Here is a 17,198-nt window from a genome sequence, read left to right as displayed (position 1 = left end):
ACAAGCTGGAGTCGAAAATTCATTCAAATTTCAGATTTTTTTTTGCCCTGTGGCGAATCGGTAAGCGCAAGAAGACCTGCAAAGACAACAACGGACGAAAGCCAACCCAGGATGACGTCTGAAAGGTAGTGCGCGCCAAATGCAAGACGCATGGCCGGTGTCAGAAAGGCGATCGCTGTGAGGGGGAGGGCAAGCGCGAAGCGCGCCGGCTGTGGTATCAGGAAAATCAGACAGAAAACCCAGCCGGCGCCTGCCGCTTCGCCGGAAATGAAAGAGCAGTTCGATACGCATTTTCCGATCATGGAGCCCGCCTGCACGAAGTCGAGGTGGCCACCAAAATCCAGCGTTTGGGACGGTCGCGGTCTACCCCAGTATGTCTTGAAAATGAGGTTGGTGAGGATCACAGGGCCGATCATCAGCGACGTGAGCGCAATCTTGAAGGAGCGGGCGCGCGCGAGGTTGAAAGTGGCCCCGCAGTGCCCGTAGCACTCCAAGAGTTTCCACAAGAGGACGATGGCGATGAGGTAGGGAAGCCGGAAGAACAGCGTTCTCAGGAACCCGAGATAAGCCTCGTGTCGGTAGGGAAAGTAGCCGCAGTTTTTTCCGAATGTGGCTGGAGTGCTGCATGCCTCGCGCACAAAGAAATGCGCTGATGCGTAGACATCGATCTGCGGAAAGCCATTGAACAGCAGAAGCAGCAGCCACCACAGACAGAAAAGACCTATAAACACATGTGCGGGATCGCTGTCGGGCATTTGTATGCGCCAACACGTCCTCGTCCCTGCAGACATCAAAAGGGAAAGCAATTCGGAATTCCTGTGGACTCAATTCTGCGGGAGGAATATGCGCCGAAGATGACATCCCTTTAACGGGTTGGCGGTTAGTCAGGCCGCCACGGCCTCATCCCGAAGACTTGTTTTCGGGGGTGAAACCCGAAATGATCGGATAGAGCGGATTTAGGACAATCCCACTGGAGAAGACATGTCAGCCAAGTTCGATATCTCATTTGCAAGCTCCACCGAGATCGCCGGTGGCTACGCGATCCTCCTGCAGGCAAGCGGAACGGACCTTGCCGCCGGGGCCAAGCTTGCGGATCCCGCTGGCGTCATCCCGAGAGCAGCAAAGATCGCCGGCTTCTCCGCCAAGGCGACGACTGTGCTGGATCTCGTTGCGCCCGAGAGGTCCGCAGCTGAGCGGCTTATCGTGGTAGGACTCGGCAAACCTGAAGAGCTGACCGCTCACGATTGGCTGAAGGCTGGCGGCGTCGCCGCATCCAAGATCAAGAAGGCCGAAAAGGTCGCAATCTTCGTCGATGCGCCGGGTGCCGGCGTCGGAGCGAAGGAAGCGGCGGATTTTGCGCTTGGAATGCTTTTGCGCGCCTATAGCTTCGATACCTACAAGACCAAGAAGAAGGACGAGGACGGCAATGGCCGGAATGGGCAGGTGCCGATCAAGATCATTACCGCCAAAGCGACAGAGGCGGCAGAAGCCTTCAAGCTCTCGGAAGCCGTTGCGGCGGGCGTTAACCTGGCCCGCGATCTTGTGAACGAGCCGCCGAATGTTCTGGGTCCGGTGGAGTTTGCCGCCAAGGCAAGCGAATTGCAGAAACTTGGGGTCGAGGTAGAAATCCTCACCGAGAAGGAAATGCAAAAGCTTGGCATGGGCGCCCTGCTGGGCGTGGCACAAGGCTCGGTCAGGCCCCCGCGTCTGGCGGTCATGCAGTGGAAGGGCGGCAAGAGCGGCGAGAGTCCGGTCGCCTTCATCGGCAAGGGCGTGGTCTTTGATACCGGCGGCATTTCGATCAAGCCCGCTGCCGGCATGGAGGAAATGAAGGGTGACATGGGCGGTGCTGCCGCTGTCACCGGCCTGATGCATGTCCTCGCTGCCCGCAAGGCAGCCGTGAACGCGGTCGGCATCATCGGTCTGGTCGAAAATATGCCCGACGGAAACGCGCAGCGTCCCGGCGACATCGTTACCTCGATGTCGGGCCAGACGATCGAGATCATCAATACCGATGCTGAAGGCCGGCTCGTTCTGTGTGACGCGTTGTGGTATTGCAACGATCGCTTCAAGCCGAAATTCATGATCAATCTGGCAACATTGACCGGCGCTATCCTTGTTGCGCTCGGCAATGTCCACGCCGGTCTGTTCTCGAATGACGATGAGCTCTCCGCGCAGCTGACCGATGCCGGCTTGACAAGCAGCGAAAAGCTGTGGCGCATGCCGCTCGGCAAGGAGTATGACAAGCTGATCGACAGCAAGTTCGCCGACATGAAGAACTCCGGCGGCCGTCATGCGGGATCGATCACCGCCGCTCATTTCCTGAAGCGATTCGTGCAGGAAACGCCTTGGGCACACCTAGACATCGCAGGAACGGCAATGGGCTCGCCGCAGGATGAGATCAATCAGTCCTGGGGTTCCGGTTACGGCGTACGCCTACTCGATGAGCTGGTGCGTGCCAACTACGAGTCATGACGGAAGTTCTGTTTTACCATCTGACGGAATCCAAGCTGGAGGATGCCCTCCCGCCGTTGCTCGAGAAAAGCGTCGAGCGCGGCTGGCGGGTCGCGGTGCAGTTGAAAGACGCTGCGCGACGCGACCTGCTCGATCAGCATCTCTGGACATTTCGCGAGGATAGCTTCCTGCCGCATGGCACGGATGAGGGGGACCTGGCGGCAAATCAGCCGGTTCTCCTTACGGTTTCCGAAGGGAATTCCAACGCGGCGACGGTACGATTTATTGTCGATGGAGCTGAGCCGCCGCCGGTCGAGCCTTATAGCCGGATCGTCTTTATGTTCGATGGTTACGACCAGGCGCAGCTCGAAGGGGCTCGCGCGCAATGGAAGAACCTGAAAGGCGAAGGACATAACCTCACCTATTGGCAACAGACCCCGGAAGGGCGTTGGGAAAAAAAAGCATGAAAAAGCCCGCTTCAAGCGGGCTTTTTCATTTGAAATCAATCGTGGAAGGCGTCGACGAACTTGCGCCTGCCGAGCATGAAGGCATCGGCAACGTGGCGAAGCGGCGCCAGATCGACGTCGGATTTGCCGGCTTTGACGATTTCCGCAAAGCGCCGGTAAAGCGCGGGGTACTCTTCCTCGGGCGCCGAAAACTTCAGCTCGCCATTGATCGACAGCTTGGAGCCGCCTTCCGCAAGCTCCACATGGCCGGCTTCGGTTTCTGCGAGGATGTCCCAGCTCTGCTTGCCGGTCTGACGCCAGTCGAATTCGGCATGAACCGGCACGCCGTCAGCGTTCTGGAAGTGCAGATCCGCGGCGATCGGCGCATCGCGATTTTCCGGGAATTCGAGCGTTGCGCCTGTCAGGAAGATCGCCTTTGGGAGGATGTGGGTAACGATCGAAAGGGCGTTGATGCCCGGGTCGAAGACGCCAAGGCCGCCGGCTTGCCAGATCCAGTCCTGGTTCGGATGCCAGTGGCGAACGTCTTCCTTCCAGATGACATGAACGCTCTTGATCTTCGTCGACGCGAGGAAGGACTTCGTGGCTTCGACAGCTGCTGCGTAGCGGGAATGCCAGCTCGCAAACAGCGAAACGCCCTTGCTGGCCGCCAGCTTTTCGAGATCGGCCACTTCGCTTAGAGTCGCGCCCGGAGGCTTTTCGAGGAACACATGCTTGGCGGCGGAAAGCGCCTTGTGCGCTGCCTCGTAGCGATACTGCGGCGGCATGCAGAGCGAAACGGCATCGATCGCCGGAACTGCGTCGAGCATTGCATCGATCGTCGTGAAGCTCTGGATGCCTTCGACGGTGCCGTGGCGACTCGCCGTTGCAACGAGCTTGAAGTCCGGATTCTTTGCAATCGAGGGGAGGTGCTGGTCGCGGACGATCTTGCCGACGCCAACGATGGCGAGGTTGATAGGTGACATGCTGGTGCTCGCGTTCGGTGTTTCGCTCAAAAGTATGATTTATTTTGCGCCTGTTTTAGCAGAAAGAAACCGGGGGGCAAGCGTCGATAGGCCCGTCAGATGGACGCCATTTCGGCCGGTGCCGTCGGCTTCTTGAACTGCAGCGTTACGACCTTATACCCCTCGGCCTCAAGGGTTGAAAGGAGCGTCGGCAGCATTGTCGCCGTGCGATTGTGGATGTCGTGCATGAGGATGATGCCGCGGCCCCGCTTGTGCAGCAGGTCCATCGTCCGCTTGGTGACGGAGGCTGGCGATGTATTGAAGTAGTCCTTGCTGTCGACGTCCACATCCATCACCACCATATCGCGCATTGCCACGGCGCCACGAAGCTTCTGGCTATCGGCAAGGTATGGAAAGCGAAAGAAGTTGACGTCGCCGCCGGTCGCCTTGGTCACGGCGGCCTCGCCGCGTGTGATTTCCTTCATGGCCATGTCCAAGGTCAGCGTCGCCAGGTTCTCGTGCTGGTAGGTGTGGCTGCCGATCGCGTTGCCTTCAGACGCGATCTTGCGGGCAAGCTCCGGATGTCGTTCCGCCATTTCGCCGACCATCATGAAGGCGCCCTTGACGCCGAAGTGGTCCAGTGTCGCGAGGACACGGTCCGTGCGGCCGGGGATCGGACCGTCATCGAAGCTGAGGATGACCTCCTTGTCCTGGAGGTGCAGGTCATGAATGGACGCGACGATGAGTGCTCGACCGGCGAGGTGATGCAGGCGGCTGTCGCTCGACATTTGGGGCAGGGCAGCATCGGTCCCCGTTGCCGGGCTGCCTTCAGGCGCGACGATGGAGGAGGTGGTCATTGTGGTGTCAGGCGCAGGATGCCTGGTGGATTGGCAGCCGGCCAGGGCCATGCTCAAGATGGCACCGGAAATGAGGGCAAAGCGATGCATAAAAGGGCTCAACAAATCAGTAATGAAAGTTGAGGCAACCTTGATGATTATGGTTAACGATCGGTTTCGATCGCCCCGGAACGCGTCGAATCGTGCTCAACCCGACAAGCTTCCAGCCATACTTGTGGCTATCCTGCCATCGCATCTTCGTATTCGGAGGAAAGCTCCAGCCACTGCTCCTCGGCGGCGGTGAGCTTTGCTGCAGCCTCGCCACGTTGCTTGGCCTTTTCCGCAGCCTTCGCAGGCGCCTTTTCGTAAAGCAGCGGATCCGCAAGTTCTGCATCAAGCGCCTGAATCAATTTCTCCAGCTTGCCGGTCAAGGATTCGATTTCGTTGATCTTTTTCTTGAGCGGCGCCAGCGAAGCGCGCTTCTCGGCATTGAGCTTGCGCTGGTCGGCCCTCGAGGCGGGTTCTTCAGCAAGCTGTGGTTTCTCGTCCTTCTTCTTGCCCGATGCGACAACGAGATCGCGGTACTCGTCCATATCGCCTTCGAAGGTCGTGACGGTGCCCTTGTTGACGAGCCACAGCCGATCGACGGTTGCCTCGATAAGGTGGCGGTCGTGCGAAATGAGAATGACCGCGCCCTCGTAATCGTTCAGCGCCTCGATGAGCGCCCGACGGCTGTCGATGTCGAGGTGGTTGGTCGGTTCGTCGAGGATCAGGAGGTTGGGCGCGTGGAAAGCCGCGAGCCCCATCAGCAGGCGCGCCTTCTCCCCCCCGGAAAGATCCTTGGCCGCGGTGGACATCTTTTCGGTCGCAAGCCCCATCTGAGCGACTCGCGCCCGCACCTTCGCTTCCGGCGCGTCGAGCATCAAACGGCGCACGTGATCAACCGGCGACTGGTCCGGAATCAGATCGTCGAGCTGGTGCTGCGCGAAAAAGCCGATCTTCAGGTTCGGCGCGAGCTTGACCTCGCCCGCCTCCGCCGACATGCGACCGGAAATGAATTTCGCGAAGGTGGATTTGCCGTTGCCATTGGAGCCGAGCAGCGCGATGCGATCGTCATTGTCGATCCGCAGATTGAGGCCCTTCAGGATAGGTTTGCCGGGCTCGTAGCCAACAGCGCCGCCGCTGATAGCCACGATCGGGGAGGCAGGTTGCTTTTCCGGCTCGGGGAAGGTGATCGGCTGTACGTGGTCTTCGATGACGGCAGCCACCGTTCCCATGCGCTCCAACGCCTTGACGCGGCTCTGCGCCTGGCGTGCCTTGGAGGCCTTTGCCTTGAAGCGGTCGATGAAGCTCTGCAGGTGTTTGCGCGCCGCCTCGTTCTTGGCTCGCGCCTTCGTCTGCAACTCGTCCGCTTCGGCCTTCTGCCGTTCAAACTGGTCGTATCCGCCGCGATAGAAGGTCAGCTTCTTCTGATCGAGATGGACGATCGAGTTGACGGCGTTGTTCAGCAGGTCGCGGTCGTGGCTGATGACGATGACGGTGTGCGGATATCGGCGCACGTAATCCTCGAGCCACAGTGTGCCTTCGAGGTCGAGGTAGTTGGTCGGCTCGTCGAGGAGCAGCAGGTCGGGCTCGGAAAACAGCACCGCGGCGAGGGCGACACGCATCCGCCAGCCGCCCGAGAAGGACGACGCCGGACGCGATTGCGCCTCCTGGTCGAAACCGAGGCCAGCGAGGATGCTGGCAGCACGCGCTTCCGCGGAATGGGCGTCGATATCCACCAGCCGCATCTGGATTTCAGCGATGCGATGCGGATCGGTGGCGCTTTCCGCCTCCGCCAGCAAGGCTGAGCGCTCCTTGTCGGCTGCCAGTACGATTTCGATCAGCGCGTCTTCCGTTCCCGGTGCTTCCTGAGCGACCTGTCCGATGCGTGCATTCTTCGGGATCGACACGGAACCGCTTTCCGCGGCTACATCGCCGGTGATCACTCGAAACAGTGTGGATTTGCCGGCGCCATTCCGACCGACAAGACCGGCCTTCGTGCCGGCTGGCAGCGAAACGCTGGCGTGATCGAGAAGCAGGCGGCCGGCAATACGTGCGGAGATATCGGAAATCGTGATCATGGCCGGCGTTTTGGCCGAAAGCCGCGATCAGCGCAAGAGCCTCCGGCTCAGCGACCGAAGGCTTGCACGGGCTGCCGTCGATTTGACTGAGCGGCGTGAAGGGCAACGCGTGCATTTGCCTGCAGCTGCGATGCCGTCGTTGCGTCGGCGCTTAGAGCAATGCCGAGCGAAATCGTAAGGCCCGAGGGGGCAGCGTTGTCGGATGCCGCGAATGTCATGTGATCTTCTACCGACGCTCGGAGGCGATCGGCAATCGCCAGAGCTTCCTGCATCCCGACATTGGCGAACAGGAAGGCGAACTCGTCACCATCGGTGCGCGCAACAAGATCGTTCTTCTTGATCGACTTGCGGAAGAGATCCGCGAGCTTCTTCAGGAGGCGCGTGCCGATCTGTGTGCCGTAGCGGCTGTTGAATGCCTTGAAGTCGTCGACGTCGACCATGATGAGGGCGCTGCCGGCAGCACCTTCCTCCCGGTCGTAGAGATCGGCGATCGCCTTATTGAGGGCGATGCGGTTGGGGATCCCTGTGAGCTTGTCGGTGACCGACGCGGAATGAGCAGCAGCGATACCAAGCTCGATTGCTTCCAGGCGTTCGACGTCGCTCTTCAGCCGGGCCTCGATCTCCTTTTCCGAAGCGAGCACGTTTGAGAGGGAGGTCGACAGATACTCCATCTCGCTCATGAAGGAGCCGAGGCTTTGGTCAGGTTTTCCTGCAATGGATTGCAATGCTGTTTCTGCAGCGCGCAGGAATGCCTGCTTCTGGCGCAAGCTGTCCGAAAGTCGGTCCACCGCGTCGCGCAGCATCCTGCTTGTCTCTGCATGCGAGATTTCGCTTGAGAGACCGCAATGGCTGACGAGCCGATACTTCAGGCCGATTTCATCGAGCGAGGCTTGCCGCGGGCTTGGCCCGAGCGCCGCGATGTCCTGTGCTAGGGCAGCGTTCTGGCCGATGATCGCCTCGTACAGGAGTTCGTAGTTGCGCGGCAGGCCCGCAATCGCGAGCCGTGTCATATGCTGGGCGATCCGCTGAATATCGGTGGGGGCGGCGGCCGGGCGCGGTGCGGCTTCTCGTTGTACCTGTGAGTTTGGCGCAGTTCGCATGACGTTCCCCTCGTGCCGACTGTGGCGCCGGCGGTTGGCTTCTCTATGCAACTACCGCGCTAAAAATAGCTTAAATTCGGTCGTTTGTAGTTGAATTGTGGTGCTGAACAGTGAAACGCGGTTAATGGAGCGTATCCATCTGACATTTACTGTCCTGGCGGACGTTGGATGTTGGTTGTAGCGGAACCGGTATCGTGTGGCGAAGCGCGTGTTGGAGACGTCGCTATCAGTCGACGAGGGCAATCGTTGCATGACAGCCGCGTGAAATTGCCCATGCCCACTTGTTTTCAGGCTATCGGGCGGGTAAACACCGCCCACTTTTCCCACGAAATAAAGGAATTTGACCCATGGCGATTGAACGCACTTTCTCGATGATCAAGCCGGACGCAACGAAGCGCAACCTGACGGGCGCTATTACCAAGATGCTCGAAGATGCCGGCCTGCGTGTCGTCGCCTCCAAGCGCGTCTGGATGAGCAAGCGGGAAGCTGAAGGCTTCTACGCCGTTCACAAGGAACGCCCGTTCTTCGGCGAACTCGTTGAAACCATGACCTCCGGCCCGACCGTCGTTCAGGTTCTGGAAGGCGAAGGTGCCATCCTCAAGAACCGCGAAGTCATGGGTGCGACCAACCCGGCAAACGCTGACGAAGGCACGATCCGTAAGGTTCACGCCCTTTCGATCGGCGAAAACTCGGTTCACGGTTCGGACGCTCCGGAAACCGCTGCCCAGGAAATCAAGTACTGGTTCGCCGACACCGAAATCGTCGGCTGATTCAGGCTTTCAGCGAAACCGCTGAAGCTTTTGAATTGACTGAAAGCCGGGGCTTTGCTCCGGCTTTTCTACGTTGAAGGACAGGTTGCGGCAGTATCGTAGTCCACGGTGCCGTCAGGTTTGAAAACCTCGGGGTTCTTCGTATAGAGCGGCCCAACGACGAGGGGCTTGCCGGGCATGACCGACTGATCGAGGCTGGAGATCACCTCAGTCTTCAGGCTCTGCAAGGTTTCGCCCCTGGCATCGACGAGGCGAACGTTCACCGCGTAAGGCTTATCCTTCTTGACGCAATGAAGTGCGGGGCTCTGCAGCGTGATCTTGTCCCAGAACGGATAGATCTTTTCGTTTGTGACCAGCACGTCACCGCCCGCCGGGTTCTCGAACTCCGCGATGGCGACGGTGCCTTCCGGTATCGGCGCCTTCTTGTTGAGCGTCACGACATAGGTCGCGACCGCGATCCTGTAGTTGAAAACGAAGACGCGACCGCTGATCTCGACCAGCTTGTCGGTCTCTCGCTGGCATCCCGTCAGCATTGCGGCTGCAACGGAAACGGCCATCAACAGCGCTTTCATGGCGCTTCCTCCTTTTTCCTGCGGCGATAGTGGCGGCTCGCCTTGGCGCGATTGCCGCACACCGCCATGTCGCACCAGGCGCGACTTCTGTTCTTGCTCCGGTCGATGAAGAGCCAGCCGCAGTTGCGGCAGATCTTCATGCGCTCGGGATCCGGCATCGCGATCAGCCGCAACACCGAATGCGCTGTTGCCGCATCAAGGCCGTTTGCTCCATTGGCGCCACGCAACGTGCGCGCCAGCGCTTCCAGAAGATCGGCGAGCAGCCGGTCATCGGTTTCGCCTGAAACACGAGTCCGGAAATACCTGTCCGTCGCCTCGCGCAACTCCAGAAAGTTTCTTTTGTTCTGTGGGGCCGGAGCGGCCATGTCGCCGAAGAGCGCCCGCTCAGCGCAGAATTCCGCCGCAGCCTGCGGAAAGGCTTCCAGTTGAGCGGGTGCTTCGAAACGGTCGATCCGTCGCGCCTCGTCATGGCGAAGCACGACGCTGTTGGCGACATCCAGCGCCAATGCGCCTCCGGAAAAGCGGTGTGGGGTCCAGGCAAAGCTCATGATGAAAATATAACTGGTAAAATAAGTTTTGCTAGTTATGATTTAAGCAATCAGGAGCTTTTGATGGCCTATCTGCTGCAGCAATTGGCGAACGCGGTACCGCTGGCGGCGCTCTATGCTGCGCTTGCCTTTGGCTACGCCGTCGCCTTCGGGGTCACTAAGCGTGCGGACATCACCTACGGCGCGATCTTCGCGTTCTCGGGCCAGATTCTCCTGCTTTTCACGGATCTTGGCTACAACAGGCTCTGGTTGATCCTGCCGGCTGCGCTGGCGCTGGGGGCTCTGTTCTCGCTCATCTATTCGATGCTGGCCGCGGTCTGGATTGGCCGTTCCATCATGCTGCCGCTGGTTCGCCAGTCGTCGAACACCGTGATCGTCGCGGCGCTCGGCATCACCATCGTGCTGATGGAGACGGCGAGGCTCGCATCCGACACCAAGAGCCTATGGCTTTCGCCGTTCCTGAACAGCGTCGTCGTCTTCTGGAATGACGGGGCGTTTAAGGTGACGCTCACTGAGATCCAGCTGATCAATACCGCATTGATGTGCGCCATGATCGCGCTCGGCGTTGCCGTCATGAGGCTGACCTCCTGGGGCCGCGTCTGGCGGGCCGTGACCGACGATCCCCTGGCCGCAGAATTATGTGGCACCAGCGCCGATCGCGTCTTTCTCGTCGCCTACGCGGCGGCTGCCCTGATCGCCACGGTATGCGGCATTCTTGCGACCTGCTATTACGGCACGATGGATTTCGGTGCTGGCCTGATGTTCGGCCTCAAGGTGCTGATGGTGGCAGCCGTCGGCGGATATTCAGATCCGTTGAAGTCGGCCGGCGGTGCCGCCGGTCTCGGTGTCGCGGAGACGATGTGGAGCGCTTACGGCCCTTTTCTCTGGCGTGACCTTGTGGTGTTCTCGCTGCTCGTGCTTCTTCTCGTCCTCAGCCGGAGGGAGCGGGCGATACCCTGACTATTTCCATTTGTCGCGGGCAGCGTCATCTGCATCCTTGGCCGCGACCCATCCGCCCGTCGAACCATCCTTGCCGTGCTCTTTCTTCCAGAAGGGAGCGGCTGTCTTCAGATAGTCCATCACGAAGTTCGCGCCATCGAACGCGGCCTGCCGATGCGGCGCCGCGGCGATGACAAGCACGATATTCTCCCGTGCGGCGATCTTGCCGTAACGGTGGATGGCGGTCAGCCCGAGGAGCCCGAAGCGCTCGATCGCAAGGCTGGCGATCCGGCTCATCTCGGCCTCGGCCATGCCCGGATAGTGTTCGAGTTCGAGTGCTGCAAGCTTGCCGCCTTCGTCACGGCACAGGCCCGAGAATGTGACGATCGCGCCGATGCCGCTGGTTTGCGTACTGAGCCGATCGACTTCCGCCTGAAGGTCGAAGTCCTCGCGTTGGACGCGAATATAAGGCTCGACCTTGCTGCTCACTTCAGCCTCCGGTCATCGGCGGGAAGATGCCGATCTCCCTGGCGTTGCCGATCGGTTCGTCATGCTCGACGTGCTCCTGGTCGACCGCGACGCGGATGACGTCTGGAAACTGAAGCGCGGTCTCATATTCTTCGCCCATCGTCTTCAAATGATTCAGAAGGTCGGCAACGGAAACGACGGAAGAGGGCAAGGTCATTTCTTCTTCGGCCTTGCCGATCCGTTCGCGCACCCAGGCGAAATAGACGAGCTTTGTCATTCTTCATCATCCACGATGTGCTTGAGGCCCGCCCGGAAATAGTCATAGCCGGTATAGATCGTCAGCAGTGCTGCGATCCAGAGAAGGCCGATGCCGGTCTTCGTTGTGTAAGGGAAGATTTCGTCTCCAGCGGGGCCAGCGAGCAGGAACGCGATCGCAACCAGCTGCACCGTGGTCTTCCACTTGGCAATCCGGGTTACGGGCACGCTGACCTTCAGGGCTGCCAGATATTCGCGCAGACCGGAGACCAGGATCTCGCGGCAGAGAATGGTGATTGCAGCCCAGATCGACCAACCGGCAATCGTCTGGTCGGCCGCTACCAGGAGAAGAATGGAGGCGACCAGCAGCTTGTCGGCGATCGGATCGAGCATTCGGCCGATGTTCGACGTCTGGTTCCATATGCGGGCGAGATAGCCGTCGAGAAAGTCGGTGATCGACGCGATGATGAAGATCCACAGCGCCACCCATCGTGCCGTATTGCTGATCGCCAGCTTTCCTTCGAGGAAAAAGCACAGCACGATCAACGGTACTGCCAGAATGCGGCCATAGGTCAGCAGGTTCGGTATATTATATGCGCGCGATGCCATGAAACATGTCTCTGAAGTTATGTGCTCGTAGATGACGGCTTTGAGCGTAAAGCGTCAACATTCTTTATATTTTTTCGCTGCCTTTGCGTGGAATTTGCGACTGACGCCACCTATTTCGCGGCGTCATCGTGAAAATGATTATAAACCTGCTTGGCGACGGTCTCCGAAATGCCTTCGACGGTCATCAGATCGGACAAAGCGGCGCGGGAGACCGCTTTCGCGGTTCCGAAGTGCTGCAACAGGGCGCGCTTGCGCGACGGTCCGATCCCGCCGATCTCATCAAGCGGGTTCTTGACCATCTCCTTCTTGCGCCGGGCGCGATGCGAGCCGATGGCGAAGCGGTGCGCTTCGTCGCGCATGCGCTGGATAAAATAGAGTACGGGATCGCGCGGCGGCAGCGTGAAGCTCTCGCGTCCCGGTGGGAAGAAGCGCTCGCGCCCGGCGTCGCGGTCGACGCCCTTGGCAACGCCGATGGCGATCACACTGTCGGTGATCCCCAATTCCTCAAGGATCGCACGCACGGCCGTCATCTGTCCCTGGCCGCCGTCGATCAGGATGACGTCCGGCCAAGCGGGGAAGGGCATGTCGGCGGCATCCGCCGGCGATGCCGGTTGGCTGCGATCGGGAATGCCTTCTTCTTTCAGCAGACGCGAGAAGCGTCGTGTCATCACCTCGCGCATCATGCCGAAGTCGTCGCCCGGCGTGATGTCGGTCGATTTGATGTTGAACTTCCGGTATTGGCTCTTCACGAAGCCTTCCTGTCCCGCGACGACCATGCCGCCGACCGCATTGGTGCCCATGATGTGCGAGTTGTCGTAGATCTCGACGCGCTGTGGCACATAGGGAAGCTTGAAGGTCTCCTTGAACCCCTCGAGCAACCGCGATTGCGACGCGGTTTCAGCGAGTTTGCGGCCATGCGCCTCGCGGGCATTGGCAATCACGTGTTCCACGAGGTCACGTTTCTCTCCGCGCTGCGGAATGAGGATCGATACTTTGTGTCCGGCCTTTTCGCCGAGCGCGGCAGCGAGCAGTTCGAGTTCCTCTACGGTCTCCGACAGCAGGATCTGCTTCGGTACCGGCTTGTCGTCGTAGAACTGCGCGAGGAAGGCGTTCAACACCTCGGCAGCCGAGAGCTGCGGGTCAGCCTTCGGGAAATAGGCGCGGTTGCCCCAGTTCTGCCCAGTGCGGAAGAAGAACACCTGGATACAGGAGATCCCGCCCTCATGATGGATCGCAAAGACATCCGCCTCTTCCACGCCCGCGGGGTTGATGCCCTGGTGACTGGAAACATGCGACAGCGAAGCCAGGCGGTCGCGGTAGACGGCGGCGCGTTCGAAGTCGAGATCCTCGGAAGCGACATTCATCGCCTCGGCCATATGCTCCTTGACCTTCTGGCTCTTGCCGGAGAGGAAATCCTTGGCCTCCTGCACGAGCTCGGCGTAGCCCTCGTCACTGATCTCATGCGTGCATGGCGCCGAACAGCGCTTGATCTGGTAGAGAAGGCAGGGGCGGGTGCGCGTCTCGAAGACGCTGTCGGTACAAGTCCTGATGAGGAAAGCGCGCTGCAGCGAGTTGATCGTCCGACCGACGGCGCCGGCTGACGCGAAGGGACCGAAATAGTCGCCCTTGCGAGCGCGGGCGCCGCGGTGCTTGAAGATGGCCGGGGCGCGGTGGTCCCCCGTGATCAGAATGTAGGGAAACGACTTATCGTCACGTAAGAGCACATTAAAACGAGGCCGCAAGCGCTTGATAAGATTCGCTTCCAGCAGCAGCGCTTCCGTCTCGGTGCGGGTCGTCACGAACTCCATGTTCGCCGTCAACCGTACCATCTGGGCGATCCGGTTGGAGTGCACGCGCCCGAGCGCGTAGTTGCTGACGCGCTTCTTCAGGCTGCGGGCCTTGCCGACGTAAAGCACGTCGCCGGCCTCGTTGAACATGCGGTAGACGCCAGGGCTGTTGGGCAGTCGCTTGACGAATTCGGCGATCAGGTCGGCGCCGACGAGGCCGGTTTCGTTCACCCCGCCTTCGTTCCAATCGATCGCAGTCGTGGTGGGCGCAGCGGAGACGTCGCTCTCCACTTCGATTTCGTCGTCTGCGTCGTCCGTTTCGTCGTAAAGAACGCCGCCATCCGGCAGCTTTCTTGAATTCATTCCGTAATCTCCGCCACATCTGGCGTCTGCCAGGCAAGATGCTGGCCGCCATCCAGGGCAATCATTTGACCGGTGATCGAGGGCGTTTCGTAGAGGAAGCGAATCGTTTTGCCGAATTCCCCGAGCTGCGGCCCTCGTTTGAGGATAAGCGCTGAAACCTGCGCTTGGAAGTCTTCTTGCGACTGTCGCTCGCTCGGCATCGAGGGGCCGGGACCGATCGCATTGACACGGATACGCGGCGCGAGCGCCTGCGCCATGGTCTGCGTCGCCGTCCACAGGGCGGACTTAGACAGTGTGTAGGAATAGAAGCTCGGCCGCAGCGCCCAAACGCGCTGGTCGATGATGTTGACGACGAGACCATCCGTCTCGTCGGGCAATTGCGCCGCAAAGCCAGCCGACAGAATCGAGGGGGCGCGAACATGGACCGCGAAGTGCTCGTCCCAGGCGTCGGCATCGATGTGGCGGACGGAGTCCTCGTGGAAAACAGAGGCGTTGTTGACGAGGAGATCGATCGGCCCGATCGCTTCCGATGCCCTTTTTATCAGGTCGCTCGTCTCGCCAACTTCCGTAAGGTCAGCCCTTACGGCAATCGCCCGGGAACCGTTTTGCCGCAATTCCGCCGCGAAATTCTCGGCCTCCTCAATCGAGCGGCTGGCATGGATTGCGACCGCAAAGCCATTCGCAGCCAAATCCACAGCGATTGCCCGGCCTATTCTTTTCGCCGCCCCCGTTACCAGCGCCGTTCGAAGTCTTTTCTTGTTCAAAATAATGCCTTTTCGCCGCGCAACTCTGTTCGCTGCTTATATAGGCGCGGGAGAAGATGAGATAAATAGCCGTTTTCATTGCGATGTTGCCGGAATTACTGTATGTATTATTTAAGAATATAATTCCGCAAAATAAGTATTCATGATTTAACCATTTATTATGGTTAACAAATAGTCTGTTGCGGCAAAGCAACATCGAATTTCAGCCGCCCCCGCGCCACAATCAAATCACAATTTGGCTCTTTCAAATCCTCAATTGGGCATCAATTTCCCTTCCGAACCGCAAGGGACATTTGTAATAACCCGCGAATGCTTCGCTGTAGGACAGTTGACGAAGGGCGCGGGTCTGAAAGGAGACGAGTATGCGTACGTTTATTGCTAGCCTGTTGGTTTCGACCGTTGCCCTTGGTGGGTTTTCCGCCGCTTATGCAGCCGATGCCGTTGATCAGATCCCGGAAGCTCCGGTTGCACAGAATGAGCCGGCTCCCGCTGCCAACTGGCAGGGCTTCTACCTCGGTGGTGCCGGCACCTACAACATGGGCGGCTTTGGCAACAAGTACAACGCGCGTGCGCTCGGCGGCCAAGTCTACACCGGCTACAACTGGCAGGCTGGCCAGATCGTTTACGGTGCCGAAGCCGACATCGGCTATTCCGGTGCTGACGGCGCTGCTGGCGGCGGCGAAGGCAAGAACGAAGTCAACGGCTCGATCCGCGGCCGTATCGGCTACGACCTGAATCCGTTCCTGCTGTACGGCACGGCCGGTCTCGCTGCGACCAAGAACAAGTTCAGCAACGCCGCTGGCTCCGACACCGACACGTCGCTCGGCTACACGGTTGGTGCAGGAGCGGAAACCTTCGTCACCAACAACATCACGGCCCGTGTCGAGTACCGCTACACCAACTACGCTGACAGCGACTTCCACGTAGGCGGCGCGAACATTTCGCGTGGCTACGACGAGCACAGCGTCAAAGTCGGTATCGGCGTCAAGTTCTAAGCCGAACATCGAATGCGGAAAAGCCGGGTTCCCAGCCCGGCTTTTTTGTTTCTGCGATGAACTGCTTGCGGCCTATTTGGGAAAGTCAGTCGAGACGGCAAGCTCACGCCATGCAGCGAGTTCTTTGGCGACATGGGCGTTCTTGGCTTCGATCACCGCCACGGTATCGCTCCCGAAGGGCATGCGCAGCGGAGGATTGTCGGAATGCGCCAGCGTGACCATCGCCTTGGCAAATCGAGCAGGGTCGCCGGGCTGCTGGTGGTTATGGCCGGCTGCGAATTCGCGCATCGCGCCGACCGGCGTCTCCTTGTAGTCGGCAATCGAGCTGGGACTAACGGCCAGTGAGCTCTCGTCGAGGAAGTCGGTGCGGAAGAAACCGGGCTCGACGACCGTCACCTTGATGCCGAGTGGGGCCACTTCAGCAGCGAGAGCCTCGGAGATACCTTCGACCGCGAACTTGGTCGAGCAATAGATACCCCAGCCGGCATGCGACTCGTAGCCGCCGATGGACGAGATATTCAGCACCTGCCCCGAGCGCTGGCGACGCATGTGCGGCAGGACCGCGCGGGTGACCTTTAGCAGGCCGAAGACGTTTGTTGCGTAGAGCTTTTCGATCTCCTCAGTGGTTGCTTCTTCCACGGCGCCGAGCAGGCCGAAACCGGCATTGTTGAGCAGGATGTCGATCTTGCCGAAGCGCTTGACGGCTGCTTCAGTTGCCTTGTGCGCCGAGGCTTCGTCCGTCACGTCAAGCGACACGGCGAGCAGATTGGGATGATTGCCGAATTTCTCTTCAAGACCCTTCGGGTTACGCGCCGTAGCGACAACGGCGTCGCCGGCATTGAGAGCTTCCTGGGCGATGAGGCCGCCGAAACCACGCGATGCCCCTGTAATGAACCAAACACGCATGACGATCTCCAATGAAAGAACACAAGGGGCAAAACGCCTTGAACTGGCGGCTTTTCCTTGGGTTCAGTTTCGTTTTGATCGGCATCGACGCCGATCGGCTCAATCTTTCCTTCCGCTGGACAGAGTGTTGCCGTCCTGCGGTTCTCGAACCAATCTCCAATGCGTGACCTGATGCGTTGGCTTCGGTCACAGAGTGATGTTCGGCTCCCGGTTTCCCATTCTCCCTAAGGAGCGCAGCCCAGTCCTACCGGGCTCGCTAGACGATCATCAGGACAACCGGGATATCGTCGACGCGCCTTCC

At 59.5% G+C, this 17,198-nt stretch carries 18 protein-coding genes; 5 read left to right on the top strand and 13 right to left on the bottom strand.

Annotation, left to right across the window (positions count from 1 at the left end; translation table 11 throughout):
• Positions 1-23 precede the first annotated feature (23 nt).
• On the bottom strand, positions 24-791 hold the full coding sequence (locus RHIBUN_RS0112385; protein WP_025659816.1) for a phosphatase PAP2 family protein: 768 nt from the start codon (positions 789-791) through the stop codon (positions 24-26).
• Between the two features lie 190 nt (positions 792-981).
• Here RHIBUN_RS0112385 and RHIBUN_RS0112380 point away from each other — a divergent pair, with 190 nt between their 5' ends.
• The gene (locus RHIBUN_RS0112380) at positions 982-2,475 is read left to right on the top strand and encodes a leucyl aminopeptidase (protein ID WP_025659815.1); all 1,494 of its coding nucleotides are present in this window, start codon (positions 982-984) and stop codon (positions 2,473-2,475) included.
• Positions 2,472-2,921 carry a DNA polymerase III subunit chi gene (locus RHIBUN_RS0112375; protein WP_018116853.1) on the top strand — a complete coding sequence of 150 codons (450 nt, stop codon included), beginning with the start codon at positions 2,472-2,474 and terminating at the stop codon, positions 2,919-2,921. The genes RHIBUN_RS0112380 and RHIBUN_RS0112375 overlap by 4 nt, the downstream gene beginning before the upstream one ends.
• Positions 2,922-2,956: 35 nt before the next feature.
• Here RHIBUN_RS0112375 and RHIBUN_RS0112370 read toward each other — a convergent pair whose 3' ends face one another.
• The 4 genes from RHIBUN_RS0112370 to RHIBUN_RS0112355 all read right to left on the bottom strand — a co-directional run bounded on the left by RHIBUN_RS0112370 (position 2,957) and on the right by RHIBUN_RS0112355 (position 7,921).
• Positions 2,957-3,883, bottom strand: a complete 927-nt coding sequence (locus tag RHIBUN_RS0112370) for a Gfo/Idh/MocA family oxidoreductase (protein ID WP_025659814.1) — start codon at positions 3,881-3,883, stop codon at positions 2,957-2,959.
• A 95-nt stretch (positions 3,884-3,978) separates the two neighbouring features.
• On the bottom strand, positions 3,979-4,809 hold the full coding sequence (locus tag RHIBUN_RS0112365) for a polysaccharide deacetylase family protein (protein WP_025659813.1): 831 nt from the start codon (positions 4,807-4,809) through the stop codon (positions 3,979-3,981).
• A 128-nt stretch (positions 4,810-4,937) separates the two neighbouring features.
• On the bottom strand, positions 4,938-6,821 hold the full coding sequence (gene abc-f / locus RHIBUN_RS0112360; protein WP_025659812.1) for a ribosomal protection-like ABC-F family protein: 1,884 nt from the start codon (positions 6,819-6,821) through the stop codon (positions 4,938-4,940).
• 47 nt (positions 6,822-6,868) lie between these two features.
• On the bottom strand, positions 6,869-7,921 hold the full coding sequence (locus RHIBUN_RS0112355) for a GGDEF domain-containing protein (protein ID WP_198021146.1): 1,053 nt from the start codon (positions 7,919-7,921) through the stop codon (positions 6,869-6,871).
• A 347-nt stretch (positions 7,922-8,268) separates the two neighbouring features.
• Here RHIBUN_RS0112355 and ndk point away from each other — a divergent pair, with 347 nt between their 5' ends.
• Entirely contained in the window at positions 8,269-8,691 is a 423-nt protein-coding gene (ndk, locus tag RHIBUN_RS0112350; RefSeq protein ID WP_025659810.1) for a nucleoside-diphosphate kinase, read from the top strand.
• 68 nt (positions 8,692-8,759) lie between these two features.
• Here ndk and RHIBUN_RS0112345 read toward each other — a convergent pair whose 3' ends face one another.
• The gene (locus tag RHIBUN_RS0112345; RefSeq protein WP_018859163.1) at positions 8,760-9,263 is read right to left on the bottom strand and encodes a hypothetical protein; all 504 of its coding nucleotides are present in this window, start codon (positions 9,261-9,263) and stop codon (positions 8,760-8,762) included.
• Positions 9,260-9,811: a CGNR zinc finger domain-containing protein gene (locus tag RHIBUN_RS0112340; RefSeq protein WP_025659809.1), complete on the bottom strand. Its 552-nt coding sequence runs from the start codon at positions 9,809-9,811 to the stop codon at positions 9,260-9,262. Before RHIBUN_RS0112340 ends, RHIBUN_RS0112345 begins: the two co-directional genes overlap by 4 nt.
• Before the next feature lie 63 nt (positions 9,812-9,874).
• Here RHIBUN_RS0112340 and RHIBUN_RS0112335 point away from each other — a divergent pair, with 63 nt between their 5' ends.
• Positions 9,875-10,771: a branched-chain amino acid ABC transporter permease gene (locus RHIBUN_RS0112335; protein ID WP_025659808.1), complete on the top strand. Its 897-nt coding sequence runs from the start codon at positions 9,875-9,877 to the stop codon at positions 10,769-10,771.
• Here the strand turns inward: RHIBUN_RS0112335 and RHIBUN_RS0112330 are convergent, their stop codons facing one another.
• The 5 genes from RHIBUN_RS0112330 to RHIBUN_RS0112310 form a co-directional block, all read right to left on the bottom strand.
• Positions 10,772-11,239, bottom strand: a complete 468-nt coding sequence (locus RHIBUN_RS0112330) for a molybdenum cofactor biosynthesis protein MoaE (protein ID WP_025659807.1) — start codon at positions 11,237-11,239, stop codon at positions 10,772-10,774.
• Between the two features lies 1 nt (position 11,240).
• Positions 11,241-11,495, bottom strand: coding sequence for a molybdopterin converting factor subunit 1 (moaD, locus tag RHIBUN_RS0112325; RefSeq protein ID WP_018116862.1), 255 nt, complete (start codon positions 11,493-11,495; stop codon positions 11,241-11,243).
• Positions 11,492-12,082 (bottom strand): CDP-diacylglycerol--glycerol-3-phosphate 3-phosphatidyltransferase, encoded by a 591-nt coding sequence (pgsA, locus tag RHIBUN_RS0112320; RefSeq protein ID WP_018116863.1) that lies wholly within the window; start codon positions 12,080-12,082, stop codon positions 11,492-11,494. Before pgsA ends, moaD begins: the two co-directional genes overlap by 4 nt.
• Positions 12,083-12,192: 110 nt before the next feature.
• Positions 12,193-14,232, bottom strand: coding sequence for an excinuclease ABC subunit UvrC (gene uvrC / locus RHIBUN_RS0112315; protein ID WP_025659806.1), 2,040 nt, complete (start codon positions 14,230-14,232; stop codon positions 12,193-12,195).
• Entirely contained in the window at positions 14,229-14,996 is a 768-nt protein-coding gene (locus tag RHIBUN_RS0112310; protein WP_025659805.1) for an SDR family oxidoreductase, read from the bottom strand. The genes uvrC and RHIBUN_RS0112310 overlap by 4 nt, the downstream gene beginning before the upstream one ends.
• Before the next feature lie 362 nt (positions 14,997-15,358).
• On the opposite strand from RHIBUN_RS0112310, the gene RHIBUN_RS0112305 reads away from it, so the two are divergent.
• Entirely contained in the window at positions 15,359-15,991 is a 633-nt protein-coding gene (locus RHIBUN_RS0112305) for an outer membrane protein (protein WP_018116866.1), read from the top strand.
• A gap of 72 nt (positions 15,992-16,063) precedes the next feature.
• On the opposite strand, the gene RHIBUN_RS0112300 is transcribed toward RHIBUN_RS0112305, so the two are convergent.
• Positions 16,064-16,897, bottom strand: coding sequence for an oxidoreductase (locus RHIBUN_RS0112300; protein WP_018116867.1), 834 nt, complete (start codon positions 16,895-16,897; stop codon positions 16,064-16,066).
• Between the last annotated feature and the right edge of the window lie 301 nt (positions 16,898-17,198).

The organism is Rhizobium sp. IBUN, assembly GCF_000510625.1.
GTDB classification, from domain to species: Bacteria; Pseudomonadota; Alphaproteobacteria; order Rhizobiales; family Rhizobiaceae; genus Rhizobium; species Rhizobium altiplani.
Note: the sequence above shows the minus strand (reverse complement) of the source record. Positions and strands in the feature narration are given on the sequence as shown.